At 52.6% G+C, this 15436-nt stretch carries 15 protein-coding genes; 14 read left to right on the top strand and 1 reads right to left on the bottom strand.

Features of this window, described 5'->3' with window-relative positions:
• Positions 1 to 363 precede the first annotated feature (363 nt).
• The 14 genes from MPAL_RS09300 to MPAL_RS09235 all read left to right on the top strand — a co-directional run bounded on the left by MPAL_RS09300 (position 364) and on the right by MPAL_RS09235 (position 14361).
• Entirely contained in the window at positions 364 to 1302 is a 939-nt protein-coding gene (locus MPAL_RS09300) for a hypothetical protein (RefSeq protein WP_012618490.1), read from the top strand.
• A 3-nt stretch (positions 1303 to 1305) separates the two neighbouring features.
• On the top strand, positions 1306 to 1794 hold the full coding sequence (locus MPAL_RS09295) for a hypothetical protein (RefSeq protein WP_012618489.1): 489 nt from the start codon (positions 1306 to 1308) through the stop codon (positions 1792 to 1794).
• A 4-nt stretch (positions 1795 to 1798) separates the two neighbouring features.
• On the top strand, positions 1799 to 2272 hold the full coding sequence (locus MPAL_RS09290) for a hypothetical protein (protein ID WP_048145913.1): 474 nt from the start codon (positions 1799 to 1801) through the stop codon (positions 2270 to 2272).
• A gap of 13 nt (positions 2273 to 2285) precedes the next feature.
• A complete protein-coding gene (locus tag MPAL_RS09285) occupies positions 2286 to 3020 on the top strand; it encodes an ATPase domain-containing protein (protein ID WP_012618487.1) in 735 nt (244 codons plus the stop codon).
• A 2-nt stretch (positions 3021 to 3022) separates the two neighbouring features.
• Positions 3023 to 4879 (top strand): type II/IV secretion system ATPase subunit, encoded by a 1857-nt coding sequence (locus MPAL_RS09280; RefSeq protein ID WP_012618486.1) that lies wholly within the window; start codon positions 3023 to 3025, stop codon positions 4877 to 4879.
• Between the two features lie 2 nt (positions 4880 to 4881).
• Positions 4882 to 6519 (top strand): archaellar assembly protein FlaJ, encoded by a 1638-nt coding sequence (flaJ, locus tag MPAL_RS09275; RefSeq protein WP_012618485.1) that lies wholly within the window; start codon positions 4882 to 4884, stop codon positions 6517 to 6519.
• Positions 6516 to 7652 (top strand): hypothetical protein, encoded by a 1137-nt coding sequence (locus MPAL_RS09270; protein ID WP_012618484.1) that lies wholly within the window; start codon positions 6516 to 6518, stop codon positions 7650 to 7652. The genes flaJ and MPAL_RS09270 overlap by 4 nt, the downstream gene beginning before the upstream one ends.
• Positions 7653 to 7715: 63 nt before the next feature.
• Positions 7716 to 8516 carry a CheF family chemotaxis protein gene (locus tag MPAL_RS09265; RefSeq protein WP_012618483.1) on the top strand — a complete coding sequence of 267 codons (801 nt, stop codon included), beginning with the start codon at positions 7716 to 7718 and terminating at the stop codon, positions 8514 to 8516.
• 75 nt (positions 8517 to 8591) lie between these two features.
• Complete coding sequence (locus MPAL_RS09260) at positions 8592 to 8954, top strand: response regulator (RefSeq protein ID WP_012618482.1); 363 nt, start codon at positions 8592 to 8594, stop codon at positions 8952 to 8954.
• A gap of 5 nt (positions 8955 to 8959) precedes the next feature.
• On the top strand, positions 8960 to 9994 hold the full coding sequence (gene cheB / locus MPAL_RS09255; RefSeq protein ID WP_012618481.1) for a chemotaxis-specific protein-glutamate methyltransferase CheB: 1035 nt from the start codon (positions 8960 to 8962) through the stop codon (positions 9992 to 9994).
• Positions 9987 to 11963, top strand: a complete 1977-nt coding sequence (locus MPAL_RS09250; RefSeq protein ID WP_012618480.1) for a chemotaxis protein CheA — start codon at positions 9987 to 9989, stop codon at positions 11961 to 11963. Before cheB ends, MPAL_RS09250 begins: the two co-directional genes overlap by 8 nt.
• A gap of 14 nt (positions 11964 to 11977) precedes the next feature.
• Positions 11978 to 12592 (top strand): chemotaxis protein CheC, encoded by a 615-nt coding sequence (locus MPAL_RS09245; protein WP_012618479.1) that lies wholly within the window; start codon positions 11978 to 11980, stop codon positions 12590 to 12592.
• Between the two features lie 18 nt (positions 12593 to 12610).
• Complete coding sequence (locus MPAL_RS09240) at positions 12611 to 13105, top strand: chemotaxis protein CheD (RefSeq protein ID WP_012618478.1); 495 nt, start codon at positions 12611 to 12613, stop codon at positions 13103 to 13105.
• Between the two features lie 26 nt (positions 13106 to 13131).
• Positions 13132 to 14361 (top strand): ligand-binding sensor domain-containing protein, encoded by a 1230-nt coding sequence (locus MPAL_RS09235; RefSeq protein WP_148208207.1) that lies wholly within the window; start codon positions 13132 to 13134, stop codon positions 14359 to 14361.
• Here the strand turns inward: MPAL_RS09235 and MPAL_RS09230 are convergent, their stop codons facing one another.
• Complete coding sequence (locus tag MPAL_RS09230) at positions 14362 to 15396, bottom strand: mechanosensitive ion channel family protein (RefSeq protein WP_012618476.1); 1035 nt, start codon at positions 15394 to 15396, stop codon at positions 14362 to 14364.
• Positions 15397 to 15436: the final 40 nt, after the last annotated feature.

The following is a 15436-nucleotide window of genomic DNA, read 5'->3' as shown; positions in this document are numbered from 1 at the left end:
GTCAAAAAATGGGCCCTGGATTATTATCCGGTGTATCCTGAACCAGAAGGTGGATGAGTGCACCGGGGTATGCACACTGTTTCTTTCTGTGGTGGTATGTTCGATGATGGTGGTTGGATGGATAAAATGAGTGTTTTTTTGTTCAGAATCACACCTGGTCACTGCGCGATCAGGCGAACAGGAGGGTGGAAAGATTCGCATTCGATAAAATTTTTGATCGGTGGGCCGGTACTTCAAAGATCCGGTACCCGGTAGAATGCCGATCTCTCGTTATTCTGCAACCAAAATAGGATATAAATTGGGAATTGTCTGTTTTCCTGAATGAATGTATTTATTAACTGTAACCCATATATAGTAACTTGCATGGTGGTTAATCAGGCGCAGGTTGACCAGATACTCACAGCAGCTTCCGAGGATGATCCAGAGGTAAAACTGCAGAGCCTGGAGCGAGAGGTTGATCTGATCAAGACCTCGATCAAACGGCTCCTTATCGATATACGGGAACGTATGAATGATATCGATAATCCATTCACACTGGTCGGCGGTACCGCCAACAGTCAGGATAATTCTCAGAATCTCAAGGAAGAGGCCAATGACGCCCATGAGTCTGCTCTGGACGCTCGCGAGAGTGCGCTGAAAGCTCGCGAGTCTACTTTAGATTCATCATCAGAGAAGACCAAAGAGAGGAAGGGACGGCGGAAGCGGGACGATGAAGACGAGGAGGACGAGGAAGATGATTTCGAGGAGGAGCGTCCGACCAGATCACGCCGCAAGGAGAAGAAAGGTGAGTTCTCTGCGGCTGATGAGCGTTTACTCGCTGCTTTGCGTTCGCAACTGGCACAGGAGTCGGCTGCTGCGCCCCCACTACAACTCCCGGCGATGCCGGCCGTGCCTCCAATCCCGGACTCTTCGTCACTTCCTGAAAAACTGCGCCTCCAGAAGGCATATCGCCTCTTCAAGTGGACCAACCGGTCGGTGAAGAAGTACGGCCATGACCGGCTTGAGAGTATGCTCCAGTCGTACCGATCGATGGGGTACATTTCACAGGAGTCCTGTGCCGAGGTCATCGAGATCGCCCGGTTGATGCCGGCTGTCCTCGGTGAGGTGCATGAGATCGATCCCGGCGAATATGTGGCCGAGCTCTATGTTTTAAACAGGATTCTTTCGCCGAATGATATAACCCTTGATCGTGATATGATTGAGGTGCTGATGGAACAGCGGCAGGGGCTTGCAAGTGATGAACCGGGAGCCAGGGACCGGATAAAGGGCGATGAGTGGGTAAACCTGCTTGACAGGATATAATTTATGTCAAGTGAGACCTTCACCACCGCGATGTTCCTGATCACCTCAATCATTGCGGCCGGTGTTCTGATCAACGCAATCTTTCCGGTGATCTATACGATGGCCGGTACCTTCGCTTCTTCTTCCCATGACTCTGATCAACGGATGAGGACTGACTTTCGGGTGGTGACGACCTACTGCAACACCGATGGAGAAGCGACGATCTGGATGAAGAACATCGGGTCTTCAAACCTACCCGACTCGGATATTGCAAAGTCTGATCTCTTCTTTGGAGAGGTCGGAGATTTCTCACGGATGACCTATAATGCAACGCTTACGGCTCCGAAACCCTGGAATTATCAGGTTGAGGATAACACGAACGAGTACTGGGATCCTGGTGAGACCCTCAGAGTCGACATAAACTATGGCCCGGTCAGCAAAGGGGATATGATGTACTTCCAGTTTGTTCTGCCTGACGGGGTTTCCAGGACAGAGCAGTTCTCCGCGGGGTGATGTGGTGGCAGTAGGTGAACTGATTGGTGCGGTAGTAGGTGTGATGCTTCTTGTGTATGTCGCTTATGTACTGGTGGGATCCGTGATTATGACTGCAGAGACCGTCACCTCCGCCCAGGGTGATATGGGGCAGTTGCAGGAGGCGCGTATGAGAACGATGATCAACCTTTCAATAGACCAGGTGGTCGACAACACGGTCTATCTGAACGTGACCAACACCGGGGGGGAACCCATCAGCGATTTTACTCATATGGATGTGATAACATCGGATGGTGTTGGGGAACCGCTGTATCATCATTTCACTACCGGCGCTCTCTCAAGTCAGACCTGGCAGAATATACAGATCGTCCCGGATTACGTCCATCCCGGACAACTCGACCCGGGAGAGGTGCTGACCCTGTCGGTCACCGACACGTACAGACCTGTCTGGGCACAGGTGATCACGCCGAACGGTGTCTATTCAACCGTGTTAGTGTAATTGGGGGAAAACTATGGGTGGTGGAATCGGAGATATTCTGGGAGGGGAAGATAATAAGATCCTCTCCACGGGGAACAACGAACTTGATAAGAAGATCGCAGACGGTCTTCCGCTGGAGTCCCTGACTCTGATCGAGGGTGAGAACGATACCGGCAAGAGCGTACTGACTCAGCAGATCATCTGGGGCGCTCTGAAACAGTCGAAGTGTGTCGATCTCTTCACGACAGAGAATACCACCAAGAGTTTCCTCAAACAGATGGAATCGATGAGTCTGGACATCTCTGAATATTATGCCTGGGGATACCTGCGAGTCTTCCCCTTAAATGTGGTAGGATTTGAATGGAAGGAGACGGAGATGTCGGGGCTCCTGAGCAATCTGATCCTGTTCATCAAGAACAGCAGGGCAGATGTGATCATCATCGACTCCCTGACCCTCTTCAGTGAGTACGCCGATACCGGTACGATTTTGACCTTCTTCACCAATTGCAAGAACCTGGTCGACCATGGCAAGACGATCCTGATCACCCTCCACACCTATGCCTTTGAGGAGGAGTCGCTGGTACGGATCAGGTCCATCTCTGATGCGCACCTGTTCATGAAGAAGTCCCTCCTTGGGACAAAATATGTGATGGTCCTCGAGGTGAACAAGGTTCGGGGTGCACGGAAGACGACGGGGAACCTGGTCTCGTTCGAGGTCCATCCAGGATATGGTATGAAGATCATTCCGATGAGTTTCGCGAAGGTGTAGGCATGGCAACCATGACAATGGCAGCGAAGCTGCCATTCAAGCCTGAAGTTGTCGATGAAGGAATTGATTGGTCCACCAATCTCGAGTCCAGTGCGCTCTATCGGATGCTCCCTGCGAATGCCCGGGAATACGTGCAAGGAGCTCCACACCTGCTCGAGTACCTGCATATCCTGCCGGTGAACACCTATGGGATTCCTCTCTTCTTCTCCGAGTTGAAGAAGGACCTTCGATCGATGAAGAACCCGAACATCATCTATCCTGTCAATGAAACCACCTTTGTCCATATTCTACAGGATCCGAATGATGTCCGAAACTTCTATATCCCCATCGAGCCGTCGTTCCTGCACAATGTGAACAAATTTGTTCCACCCATCGAACTCAGGCTGATCGATCTGATCGATGCCCTTGAGAACGACCCCTCCTCTCAGGAGGAGCGTCGGATTGTCCTCAAGAATCTGCTCACCAAGGTGACGGCGATCCGGCGTCCCGGTGAGATACTCGAAGAGTCGAGCGGGGAGGATGTTCAGAAGGGGGGTCTTGAGAAGGTCAAGGACTTTCTGAACACCGATTTCACTGCGAAGAAGAAGATGATCGATCGGATGTCGCAGGTCAAGGTGCCTCAGACCCCGGATGGAAGGGTGATCCTGACCCCCATCGAGTACAAGGCGGTGGAGTACCTGATGGCACGGGATAAGATCGATATGGGGGTGCTCCAACCGTTCCTTTCAGACTCGAATATCGAAGATATCACCTGTAACGGGGTCGGTCCGATCTTCATCGAGCACAAGGTCTTCAAGGGTTTGAAGTCAGTGATTGAGTTCACCCGTTCTGATGAACTCGACCAGTTTGTGATCAAGATGGCAGAGAAGATCAAGCATCCGATCACCTATCGGAACCCGATTGTAGATGCTACCCTGTTGGATGGTTCCCGTATCAACATCGTCTATGGAACTGCAGTGAGCCGGCACGGTTCGAACTTCACGATTCGTAAGGTGAATGAAGTGCCGCTTTCTATCATGGATGTGATAGCTTCGAATGCCTGTGACTATAATATGGCGGCTTATCTCTGGATCTGCATCGAGTATGGAATGTCCCTCTTCGTCAGTGGCGAGACTGCCAGTGGGAAGACCACGACCCTGAATGCGATCACGACGTTTATTCCTCCGGAGAACAAGATCGTGACGATCGAGGACACGCCAGAACTGACGGTCCCGCACAGGAACTGGACCCGCGAGGTTGCTAAAGCCAAGGGAGGGGAGAGTGACGATGGTTCGGTCACCATGTTCGATCTCCTCAAGGCCGCCCTCCGTCAGCGTCCGAACCAGATCCTGGTCGGTGAGATCAGAGGTTCGGAGGGGTCAGTCGCGTTTGGTGCGATGCAGACCGGTCACCCGGTGATGTCCACCTTTCACGCGGCCAGCGTCGAGAAGTTGATCCAGCGGCTCTGCAGTGACCCGATCAACATCCCCAAGTCGCATGTGGACAACCTGAACCTGGTGATCATCCAGAGTGCGGTGAGGCGTCCGACCGGCGAAACCGTCAGGCGGGTCCTCAGTATCAATGAACTGGTCGGCTTTAATCCGGAGACGCAGGGTTTCTCATTTGTGCAGATGTTCGGCTGGGAACCGGTCACTGATACATTCACCTGGTCAGGAAAGGGTTCTTCGTACCTGCTGGAAGAGAAGATCGCAACGATGCTCGGGTTGCCCGAGAATCGACGTGCAGAGATCTATCTGGAGGTCGAAAAACGGGCAAAGATCCTTGAGAGACTCCATCAGGCAGGGTATACCCAGTTCTGGGATCTGTTCCATATGATCACCAAGATCAAGAAGCAGGGGTTGCTGGCGATAGGGGTCTGACGATGGCAGAGGTGGCGATAAGCGGGGCGATATCCGAGGAGGATAAGCCAAAAGAGAGTGCCTTTGCCGGGATCGTCAAATCATTTCAGGATTATTATGCGGGGATCATTGAGAACAAGCAGATGCCCGCAGACCTTCTGTATATGATCACCTATATGACCTCCCTTGCCCTCGCCCGCGCGTCGCGGCCGGAACTCTTTGCCAGTGCAAGCGAGCGGAGCGAGTATGCCTCCTCAAAATACATCAAAAAGGTCAATATCCTCACGATGGGGTGGGGGTTCAGTTATAAGGAGTCCCTGGAGATCACCGCCGATCGGGTGAAAAATCCCCTGATCCAGAGTCTCTTCAACCGTTTCTCCAACTCGATCGATTCTGGGGTGCCGGATGAGGAGTTTCTCAGCAATGAACTGGTCACGACCAGAATGGTCTATGTCAGCAACATTGAACAGGGATTTGAACTGCTGAAGAAGTGGGGGGATGCCTACATCGCGATGCTTCTCTCAAGTGCTGTGGTCGCTGTCACCATGATGATCTCGGTGGCGATCTATGCGCCGACCGGCATCGATATGACCCTGAATATGTCGTACGCGCTGACGCTCGGGATCAGTATCTTTGGGATTGTGTTGATGTATAAATCCGTCCCCGATGATCCGAAGACACATGGACTTGATACCTGGCGTTCCAAGGAGCAGATCTCGATCAGGAAGATTGAGCGGATTATGGTTCCGCTGGTCGCTGTCATCTCTCTGATCATGGTGGCATTCGGGGTGAATGCCGGTTTTGTCTGTCTCTTCATCGGGTTGATGATGGGTCCTTTGGGGATCATCGGGTATATCGACGACACCAATATCTCCCAGCGTGATGACGATTTTTCAATCTTTATCCGGTCGCTCGGGTCTGTGATGGAGGGGCAGGGGGCCACTCTGCCGATTGCGCTGGACCAGGTGGACAAGAAATCGCTGATCGCGCTCGAACCGCTGGTTCGGTCAGTTCACTCCAAGATGAACCTCGGCCTTGATGAGGAGCAGATCTGGGAACGGTTCATCGGTGAGAGTGGATCGAACCTGATCTATAAGTATCTGAATATCTTTCGTGATACGGTCGCGACCGGGGGGCCGGCTGGTGAGATTGGAAAGGTGGTCGGCAATTCGATGCAGAACATGGTGCTCCTCCGGCAGAAGCGGGATATGCTGGCCAAGAGTTTTATCATTCTGTTGATCCCGATGCACGTGATGATGGTCGGGATTCTGGTAGCCCTCTTCGATATCATGCTGACCCTGACGACGGCCATCACCTCGATGATGAATAAGTTTGCTGATGCTGCTGCTGCTTCTGGGGGTGATACTGGTATGGGGGGAAACGCTTTTCTCGCAGGCTCTCTCAATATGTTTGTCAACTTTCCAAAGGACGTGATGACCAACTATGTCGTGATCATCATGGTGATCCTGTCGATATCCAATGTTTTAGCTGCAAAGATTGTGTGGGGTGGGGACCGGTATATGTATTATCTGTATATTGCAATCTTCTTCACCCTATCGGGATTGATCTTCCTGGTCCTACCGACCCTGGTAGGGATGTTCTTCAGTGTTGATGTGCTGACCAATATCGCTAACTCTGCGACGGCGGCGAATACGACATGAGAGAGGACGTTCGGAGGCTTCTTCTTTTTGTAGTAACCCTTGTCATCGGGTTACTGATGATTGGGGTCGACCTGCCCCTGATGCAACTCCTCCCCGTGCTGATCCTGATTGGTGTGATCCTCCTCTTTGTAACCGGAGCGCTGACAGCAGAGGACTTCATTCGGTTTGGAGAGCGGTTCAAAAAGGGTGGAAAGAAGAAGTCTGTAAAGCCTGAAAAAGGAAAGAAGGGGTCGACTGAGGTGGCTCCTTCGAAGACCAAGGATAAGGGTGGTTCTGGTCTCTTCGCACGGATGCGTTCATCTCTGAAGGAACTGATCCCAGAACGGGTTCCTCGTAAGAAAGAGGAGAAGATGGGGGGTCTCTTCTCCCGAGGGAAGAAAGAGGAGGTAGTGAAGGGAAGATCGGTAGACAAATCATCTATTTCAGCCCCGGCACCTTCTCGTGGTGGTGGTGGGAAGCCAGAGGATCCGTTCCTGTCTTTATCAGATGACGAACTGCAGACCGATCTCCTCGATGACCTTGATAGCCTCGATGTCCCTGAAGAGAAACCGGAAAAGGCCGAGGATCTCTCACTGGATATGGAGGCTGTCACCCCTCCTGCAGAGCCAGAACTGCAGGGTGCCGATGCGATCCTCAGTGAAAATGCCTCTGATCTCGAGGAGTTCACTGATCTTGAAGGGATCGACCAGATCGATAATGAACTGGCAAGTCTTGATGAGGTGGATCTGGATGAGATTCAGCTATCAGGGCTTGACGGATTGGATGAAGCAGACCTGAGTGTCCCTGACGTGCCGGATGAATCTCCAGATGCGGCCGCCAGTTCAACTACAGCGACCCCGGATATTCCTCAATTTCCGCTTCCGCAGGATGCCCTTCCGGATGAACCTCCAAAGGATGAACCAGATCTGGCTGCTTTTGCAGGAGGAATGGGTGGGGATAACGAAATGCTCAGTCTGCTCGCTTCGGATGTCAAGTCTGTGAAGGTTGAGGCTGACATGTCGATCCTCCGGGACCTGCGTGATGTGAAGGTCAGCTCTGAAGATCTGGTCACAGATCTCGAAGGGTTGATGCAGATGATTGGTATGCCTGAAGTGAAACCGGAGAAGAAAAGACATGGGATTTCGAAGCCATAGTCACGGTCAATGGCGGTCCTTTTTATCGCAGAGGGGATTAATAATCTAAAAAAATGAGGGTTTATGAAGGAAGTACCTGTTAAGATTGAGTATAATGGAACGTGGTTGGTCGTAAAGATTGGTATCGGTGAGGACCGCCTGGTGATCCCCAAACCGGTGAATAGGGAAGTGCTCTATAAAAATATCATAAACCTTGAAGAAAGGAAGAATCTGCTCCTCATCAGCACCAGTGATACGCCTGATGTGACACTTCCGATCCTCTCTGTCGATAAGGTTCTCCGGGTAATGAAACGGCTCATTCTGAGTAGTTGCAGTGCCTACCGTCTTGCAGCATACTTTCTCTCTCCTGCAATCAGGGGCGGGGTGATGGTCAAGGATGCACAGTGGGAGAAGGGCTCAATCATCGTTGTAAAGACTGGTATCTGGTTCGATAGCGCCCAGAAACAGGTCAGTATCCCCCTCAATGATGTTGCTGATATTCAGTTGACCAAGCGCGATGTCCAGGGTAAACAGACTGATGTGATCAAGATCGATCATGTCGATGCCGGTGAGGTGGTGACCAGTTTTGTGCTCTGTCCGGTCTCAACCCTCCAGACCCTCTTCAACTTCCTGACCGATGCCACCAAGTCGATGGATATGCGTGGTGATGAACTGGACGAGTATGATCAACAGGTGGCGATGCTGGTATACAGTGGCATGGATTCGTCCGCGATCATCAACATGCTCTCGATCAACAATAAAAAACTGGATTTGATCTATGACAAACTGATCAATCTGAATATTGCTGAAGTTGTGGAGGTCAGAAGAGAGGTTAAACTGACCACAAAGGGGATACGCTACATCTCTGACGCGACAAAACAATAAATCTTTTACTATTGAGGGTTTTTTTTTTCAGTACTTCTATATAGTGCTTATAACAAAGTATTATCCTGGTGTTCAATGGGACGCATATTAATTGTCGATGATACAATGTTCATGCGGACGCTTCTCAAGAATATCCTCTTCTCAGGCGGCCATACTATCGTGGGCGAGGCGGCCGATGGGGAAGAGGGGATTGCGAAGTATAAGGAGCTGAAACCTGACCTCGTCACCATGGATGTGGTGATGCCAAAGTTGAATGGTATCGAGTCACTGAAAGGTATCAAACAGTTCGATCCGGCAGCCAGGGTGGTCATGTGTACTGCAGTTGGGCAGGAACAGATGGTGAAACTCGCAATCAAGACAGGGGCGAAAGGGTATATTGTCAAACCGTTCCAGGCCCCAAAGGTACTTGAAGAAGTGAAGAACGTCCTGGCGTCATGATCTGAATGCGTGTTCTGGTTGTTGATGACTCTGTGTTCATGCGCACGGTCATCAGAGATATTCTGACAAAGGATTCTACCATAGAGGTTGTAGGGACAGCCGTCGATGGTGTGGATGCTCTTGCAAAGATCAAGGCTCTTGATCCGGATCTGATCACACTCGACATCGAGATGCCGAGGATGAATGGGCTTGAGGTGCTCAAGGAACTCGGAACCTGGGAGAAACGGCCCAAAACATTGATGCTCTCCTCGCTCACGTCACAGGATGCTGAGATGACCAGGCTCGCGATACAACTCGGGGCTGATGACTTCATGCTCAAGCCCAAGGATATCACCCATGTCAGAGGGATCGGCGACGATCTGATCGAAAAGGTCAAACATATGTTCACTTTTCGTTTTTCGCCGATCAAAAGGATTGCAAGGGGTGGAACGGGAAATGAGCTGGCGACCAGGATCGTGATGATCGGTTCATCGGCAGGTGGCCCCCAGCAACTCGATCAACTGTTGATCGACCTGCCGGCCGATCTCCCTGCGGCGGTGGTGGTAACCCAGCATATGCCTCCCGGGTTCACTGCAGCTCTTGCCGAGCGGTTCAATCGGATCTGCCCCATCCCGGTCAGGGAGTCACAGTCCGGCGATCCCCTAGAACGGGGACGGGTTCTTGTCTCCAAGTCGGGGTATCATTCGGTGATCACGGGAAATATCAGCAGTGATGGGAGACGGACCGGTCGACTGGTCCATTCGAGTGCACCACCGCTCCATGGTGTCCGTCCGGCTATTGATAAGATCTTTATATCCGGTGCTCCGGTCTTTGGGAAGAATGCAGTCTCTGTGATCCTCTCTGGAATGGGCAATGATGCCGGGGAAGGGGCTGCCGCGATCAAGAAAGCCGGCGGGACATCGCTGATCTGTAGAGAGGAAGACTGCCTGGTCTATGGTATGGCCAGATCAGCTATCGAGCATAATGCAGTCGATCAGGTTGTACCGCTCAAGAGAATGGCGAAAGAGATCGTCCGGGTTGTATCACAGATGGATGGATAGGGAGGATTGCTTGTCAGAATTTGAAGCATATCGGGGACTCTTCGTCGCAGAGTCTCGCGAAAACCATGAGAATATGGTAAAGGGGCTGCTGGTCCTTGAACAGGGTGTGGATGACAATGCGATCGATGAGATCTTCCGGGCAGTTCACACGCTCAAGGGAGCATCAGCTTCGATGGGATTTGATGAACCTGAACACCTCTGCCACTCCATGGAGGATATCTTCCAGAACATCAGGAATGGTTCGTTGCAGATCAGCAGTGATCTGACAGATCTTCTCCTCTCTGCCGCAGATGTCATCGAAAATATGATCGATGATATCGAGGGCGGGGGTGATGGTGCAAACGCTGAAGCTGCACCATTGATCACTTCTCTTAAGAGATGGGCCAGTTTGAAACCATCGTCCTCTCAGGGTGCGGCATCTGCTCCTGCCACTATTCTTGAGGCAGGATCTTCCGGCGAACCGGAGGATTCCCCGGAAATCTTGGAAGGCGTTCCTGTGTATTCCGTGCAGGTGACGCTGAAGGAAGAGTGCCTGATGAAGGATATCAGGGCCCTTCTGGTCATCCAGAGTCTGGAGGCATTCGGGACGATCATCGAGACAACACCGTCCCGGGCGGCTATCGACGATGGGGACTGCGGGGTGGATCTCATGGTGGTGGTTCAGAGTGACGCCGGCTCTGATTCTCTGAAGGTCGCAGCTGAAGGACCTGATGTTCAGTCTGTTCAGGTGGTCGAGCAGGAGATCCCTCTGGCGGTGCCAGCCTCCTCGGATACTTCCGATTCCACCGTCAAAAAGGGTCGTGAAGAGGAGGAACCCAAGACCCATGAGAAGAACCGGGAGATAAAAAACCTCCGCGTGGATATTCAGCAGCTCGATCACATGATGAACCTCGTCGAAGATCTGGTGATCAACCGCGGGCGGATGAAACAGATCGCCGAGCAGTACAAGATCAAGGAGATGGACGAGGCGATCAGCGTGGTTGAGCGTTCGGTCTCTGAACTGCAGAATCTGATGATGAACATCAGAATGATCCCGCTCCAGCAGATCTTCAACCGGTTTCCCCGGGTCGTTCGGGATGTTGCCAAATATGACGGCAAAGAGGTGGAGTTCCTGATGGAGGGCGGTGAGACTGAACTCGACCGGAGTGTGATGGATGGATTGAGCGATCCGCTCCTTCACCTGATACGGAATGCGATCAACCATGGCCTGGAGTCCCCGGAGACCAGGGAACGTCTGGGCAAGGAACGGGTCGGAACGGTCCGGCTCTCTGCCCGGCGTGACCGGGATAATGTGATCATTGAACTGACCGATGACGGGGCAGGGATTGATGTGGAGCGTGTGCGCAGCAAGGCCGTCCAGAAGGGGCTGATGACCCGGGATGCCGCTGATGCTCTGACCGAGGATGAGGTGATCAATATCCTCTTCCAGCCAGGGTTCAGTACTGCTGAGAAGATCACCGATATCAGTGGGCGAGGTGTCGGTCTCGATGTGGTGAAGAGTGCGATCGAGTCATTGAAGGGTTCGGTCAATGTCAAGACCGTCCTTGGAAAGATGACACGATTTGAACTGGTTCTTCCGCCCACGATGGCGATTGTGCAGGTGATGATTGTCAGGATCAATGGCAGACGATGTGCGATTCCGATCAACAGCATTGTCGAGGTTGCGACCCTTGATATGAAGTCTGTCCATCAGATCGGGAGTGGAGAGGCGATCCTCCTTCGGGACGAGGTTCTTCCCATCTACTGGCTCGATGAGATGTTCGGCAAGCCAGGGAACAGTGATATCGTCCTTGTAATTCAGTATCTGGAGAAAAAATGCGGAATTCCGCTCGATACCGTCGAAGGTCAGCAGGAGGTTGTGGTCAAACCACTCAGCAGATTGATCGGAAGTTCACGTGGTGTCAGTGGGATCACCATACTCGGTGATGGCGACGTCGTGCCGGTACTCGATGTAAATACTATGGTATAAGTGGAGATGATAAGATGCTATTGACAGATATACAACTGGATGCCATCAGAGAGCTTGGCAACATCGGTGCTGCACATGCAGCCACGACACTCTCTCAGATGCTGATGTCTCAGATTGAGATGAGTGTGCCCGAGATCAAGGTTGTTGATATTGGAAATATCTGTGATCATATCGGGGATGAATATGTAGCCATGGTGGTCTTCTCCCTGCAGGGCGAGCTTGAACCCGGGGGATATATCGTCCTCCTGGTTCCACGGGAGTCGGCCCTCCGTCTGACCAATACGATGCTTGGTATGACTGATATGGAGCGGGAGATCGATGAGATGGACCGGAGTGCACTGCTGGAGATTGGCAATATCATGATCTCCGCCTTCCTCGACGGGACTGCAGAGTTGCTTGGGATTGTGATGATGCCGTCACCGCCTGCACTGGCCATCGATATGGCTCATGCCGGGATCGAGTCGATCCTCTCCCAGATGGATGCGGATGTCAACGAGGTAATCCTATTTAAGACCGAACTGCATAGTGAAGAGCATCGGATAAAATCTGATATTCTGTTCATGCCTGATACACGGACATTGAATGACATCCTCCGTCTCCTGCAGGAACTTGTGGGATCGGTCCAGTGAACAGGGGGGAGGTGAACCATGGTGAGAGCATCGAATTTCTTTGAAGAGTCTGCAATCATCATTGGGATCGGGGAGTACCATATCGGAACGGAACCGAAGGCGACGATCGGGCTCGGTTCCTGCGTGGCGGTCATTCTGCACGATGAAACCCGTGGAATCGGTGCTATGGCGCATGTGATGCTCCCTGAGAGTAATGGTCGGTCCGACCGTCCTGGTAAATATGCAGATTCGGCAGTTCCGCTGCTGTTCGATGGGCTCTGTGCAAAGGGAAGCCGGCCACAGAACATCACTGCAAAACTCGTTGGTGGGGCGAGTATGTTTGCCTTCTTTGGAAATAACCTCAATATCGGGGAGCGGAATATCAAGGCGATCAAGGAGGGTCTTCAGGTGAGGAAGATCCGCATCACCGGGGAAGTGATCGGTGGAAATGTGGGGCGGTCGGTGATGTACAACCCCTCTGGACATGGAAAGGTCAACATCAAGCAGGCGGATGGGACGTGTCAAGAGGTCTGATACTTCTTCTGATCATCTTTATTTTTTTGGTCGTACCTGTTTCTGGAGCAGTGCATCTCTTCGCCCCAGGTGCAGGTTCGGTCTCTTCAGACCGTGTTTATGATATGGTCGACGGACCGAACGGTCAGGTGATCCTGGCGACAGATAATGGGATTTCTACCTTTGACGGCAGCACCTGGACGATCTATCATGCCAACCGGGTGAACCGGACTCAGGGTCTCCTCGACGATATGGTCGTTGCCCTTGCCTATGATTATAAGGGAGGGTTCTGGATGGGGTACCCTGATGGGATGCAGCGATTTGATGGTGTCACCTACAGGGTCTTCGATGATCCGCAGGCTTTCGTCTCGCTGAGTGTCCATGATATCCAGCGGTGGGATCAGGAGATGTGGGTTTCTGTGGGGACATCCGGTCTGTACCGCTATGCCTATGGGGCCTGGACCTGGTTCCAACCATTCAAAAATTATGGCCCCGGGTGTTACGAGGTGGACAGTATGGCGGTGGACGAGAAGAACGGGGCTCTGATTCTGGCGTCCGCTGACGGTGGACTCTGGGAAGTGCCCGATCATTCCGACCCGGTCCAGTTCATACGGGTCTCCGATCCAGAGCAGAAGTATACCGGGCTGAACCATGTCAGGTATGATCCGCTGGGCGGTGTGTATGCATTCAACCAGAGCATGATTGCCCACTATTCTGCCGACGGCCACTACCAGACTATCCTCACTCCTGCTGACCTTGCCTCTGATATTCATGAGATCACGGATGTTGCGGCTTCACCCGACGGGATGCTCTGGATTGGAACCCCCGGGGGGCTTGTGGGCTGGCAGGACGGTCGTGCCGTGGTCAGGTATCAGAAGAGTGAGGGAATCGGAGATGATTCCTATGTGCAGCGGATCTTTATGGACGCAGAAGGCAGGTGCTGGTTTACGACGAACGGGTATGTGGGATATGTGGACCCTGATAGTACCTTAAATAACCATCTGGCATTTGCGCCGCCGACGACGGTGACCACGGTGCCTACTCCCTCTCTCTCTCCACTGCCGATCGTACCGGTTCCTGGAATTACTGTCAGTGATCGGGGTACAACAGTGCCATCGCTGACCATGGTTCCGACCCAGTCTCAGGGTTCGCTCTTGGAACAGGTCGGACGGTACCTGATCTATGGTATCAAGGATGCATTCCGTTCTGCAGAACAGATCTCGGGGAATGTTCAGGGCAGAGAGGCGATCGCTGATCCTCAGCGTGCGAACTTCTGATCAGGGCTGATCTCTTGGTTCTGGCGGGAATGGGATCAGGAGTCCCTCCCCTTCTTTTGCGATCTCACAATAGACCAGGTCCTTGATAGCACCCTGATCGATCTCGTCGGGCCCGCAGACGACCAGTTCAAAGATCAGGTAATCCTTCATAAAGTTGGTCAGATAGACCTCCGGGGGGGAAAGGTCGGTGCGGTTGCCGGCCACCTTTTCAGCAACCCTGGTGGCGACTGTTTTGACGTGTTCTCTGGTCTGCTCGATCGATGATCCATACCGGACCGGGACCCTGACCCTGACCTTCTGCATGACGTCAGGGACCGAGTAGTTGACCACGATATTCCCTGAGATCTTCGCATTGGGGATGGTCACGATCTGATGTTCTATGGTCTTGAGCCGTGTCGACCGGATTCCTACTCTGATCACGGTGCCGGTATATGGTTCGATCTTCACCTTGTCGTTGAGGGTGAAGGGGCGGTCGACCATGATGATGGCCCCCCCGAGCATGTTCGAGAGGAGGTCCTGGGCGGCCAGGGCGACGGCCAGTCCGGCGATTCCGGCCCCGGCCAGCAGGGGAGTGATGTTGATGTCGAGGTAGGAGAGGATGAAGAGGAGGGCGATGAACCAGATCAGGTACTGTGCAGAGAGTCTGAGCAGGTCCAGAAACCGCATGTCGACCTGCCGGTCTGGACGGGCTTCCTGCCAGGCCGCATAGTTCTTGATGATGGTGAGCGAGAAGTTCGAGACGATCCAGGCTCCGATGAGCACATAGACGGCGATCAGATACCGGCTGTCGAGGAGCCAGAGGTAGGTGTCGGGGAGGGGCGTGAAGTATTTGAGCGCCACGTAGATCGTCACGGTGATGACGGCCACGATCAGCGGTCTCCCGAGGGCGATCAGGATCGAGTCGCTGAAGGAGAAGAAGGGGTGCTGCAGTGTTGCGAGCCGGCGTTGCAGTCGAATCCCGAGTTCGTAGATGATAACGGCAGCACAGAGTCCGGCCAGAACGACGGCGATGGCGAGGATGATCTGGTCCTGCATAACGTGTACTCTTTTGGGGATGGAGGTATAAACTTATGAG

The organism is Methanosphaerula palustris E1-9c, assembly GCF_000021965.1.
GTDB classification, from domain to species: domain Archaea; phylum Halobacteriota; class Methanomicrobia; order Methanomicrobiales; family Methanospirillaceae; genus Methanosphaerula; species Methanosphaerula palustris.
This window is presented reverse-complemented; position numbering and strand designations above follow the sequence as displayed.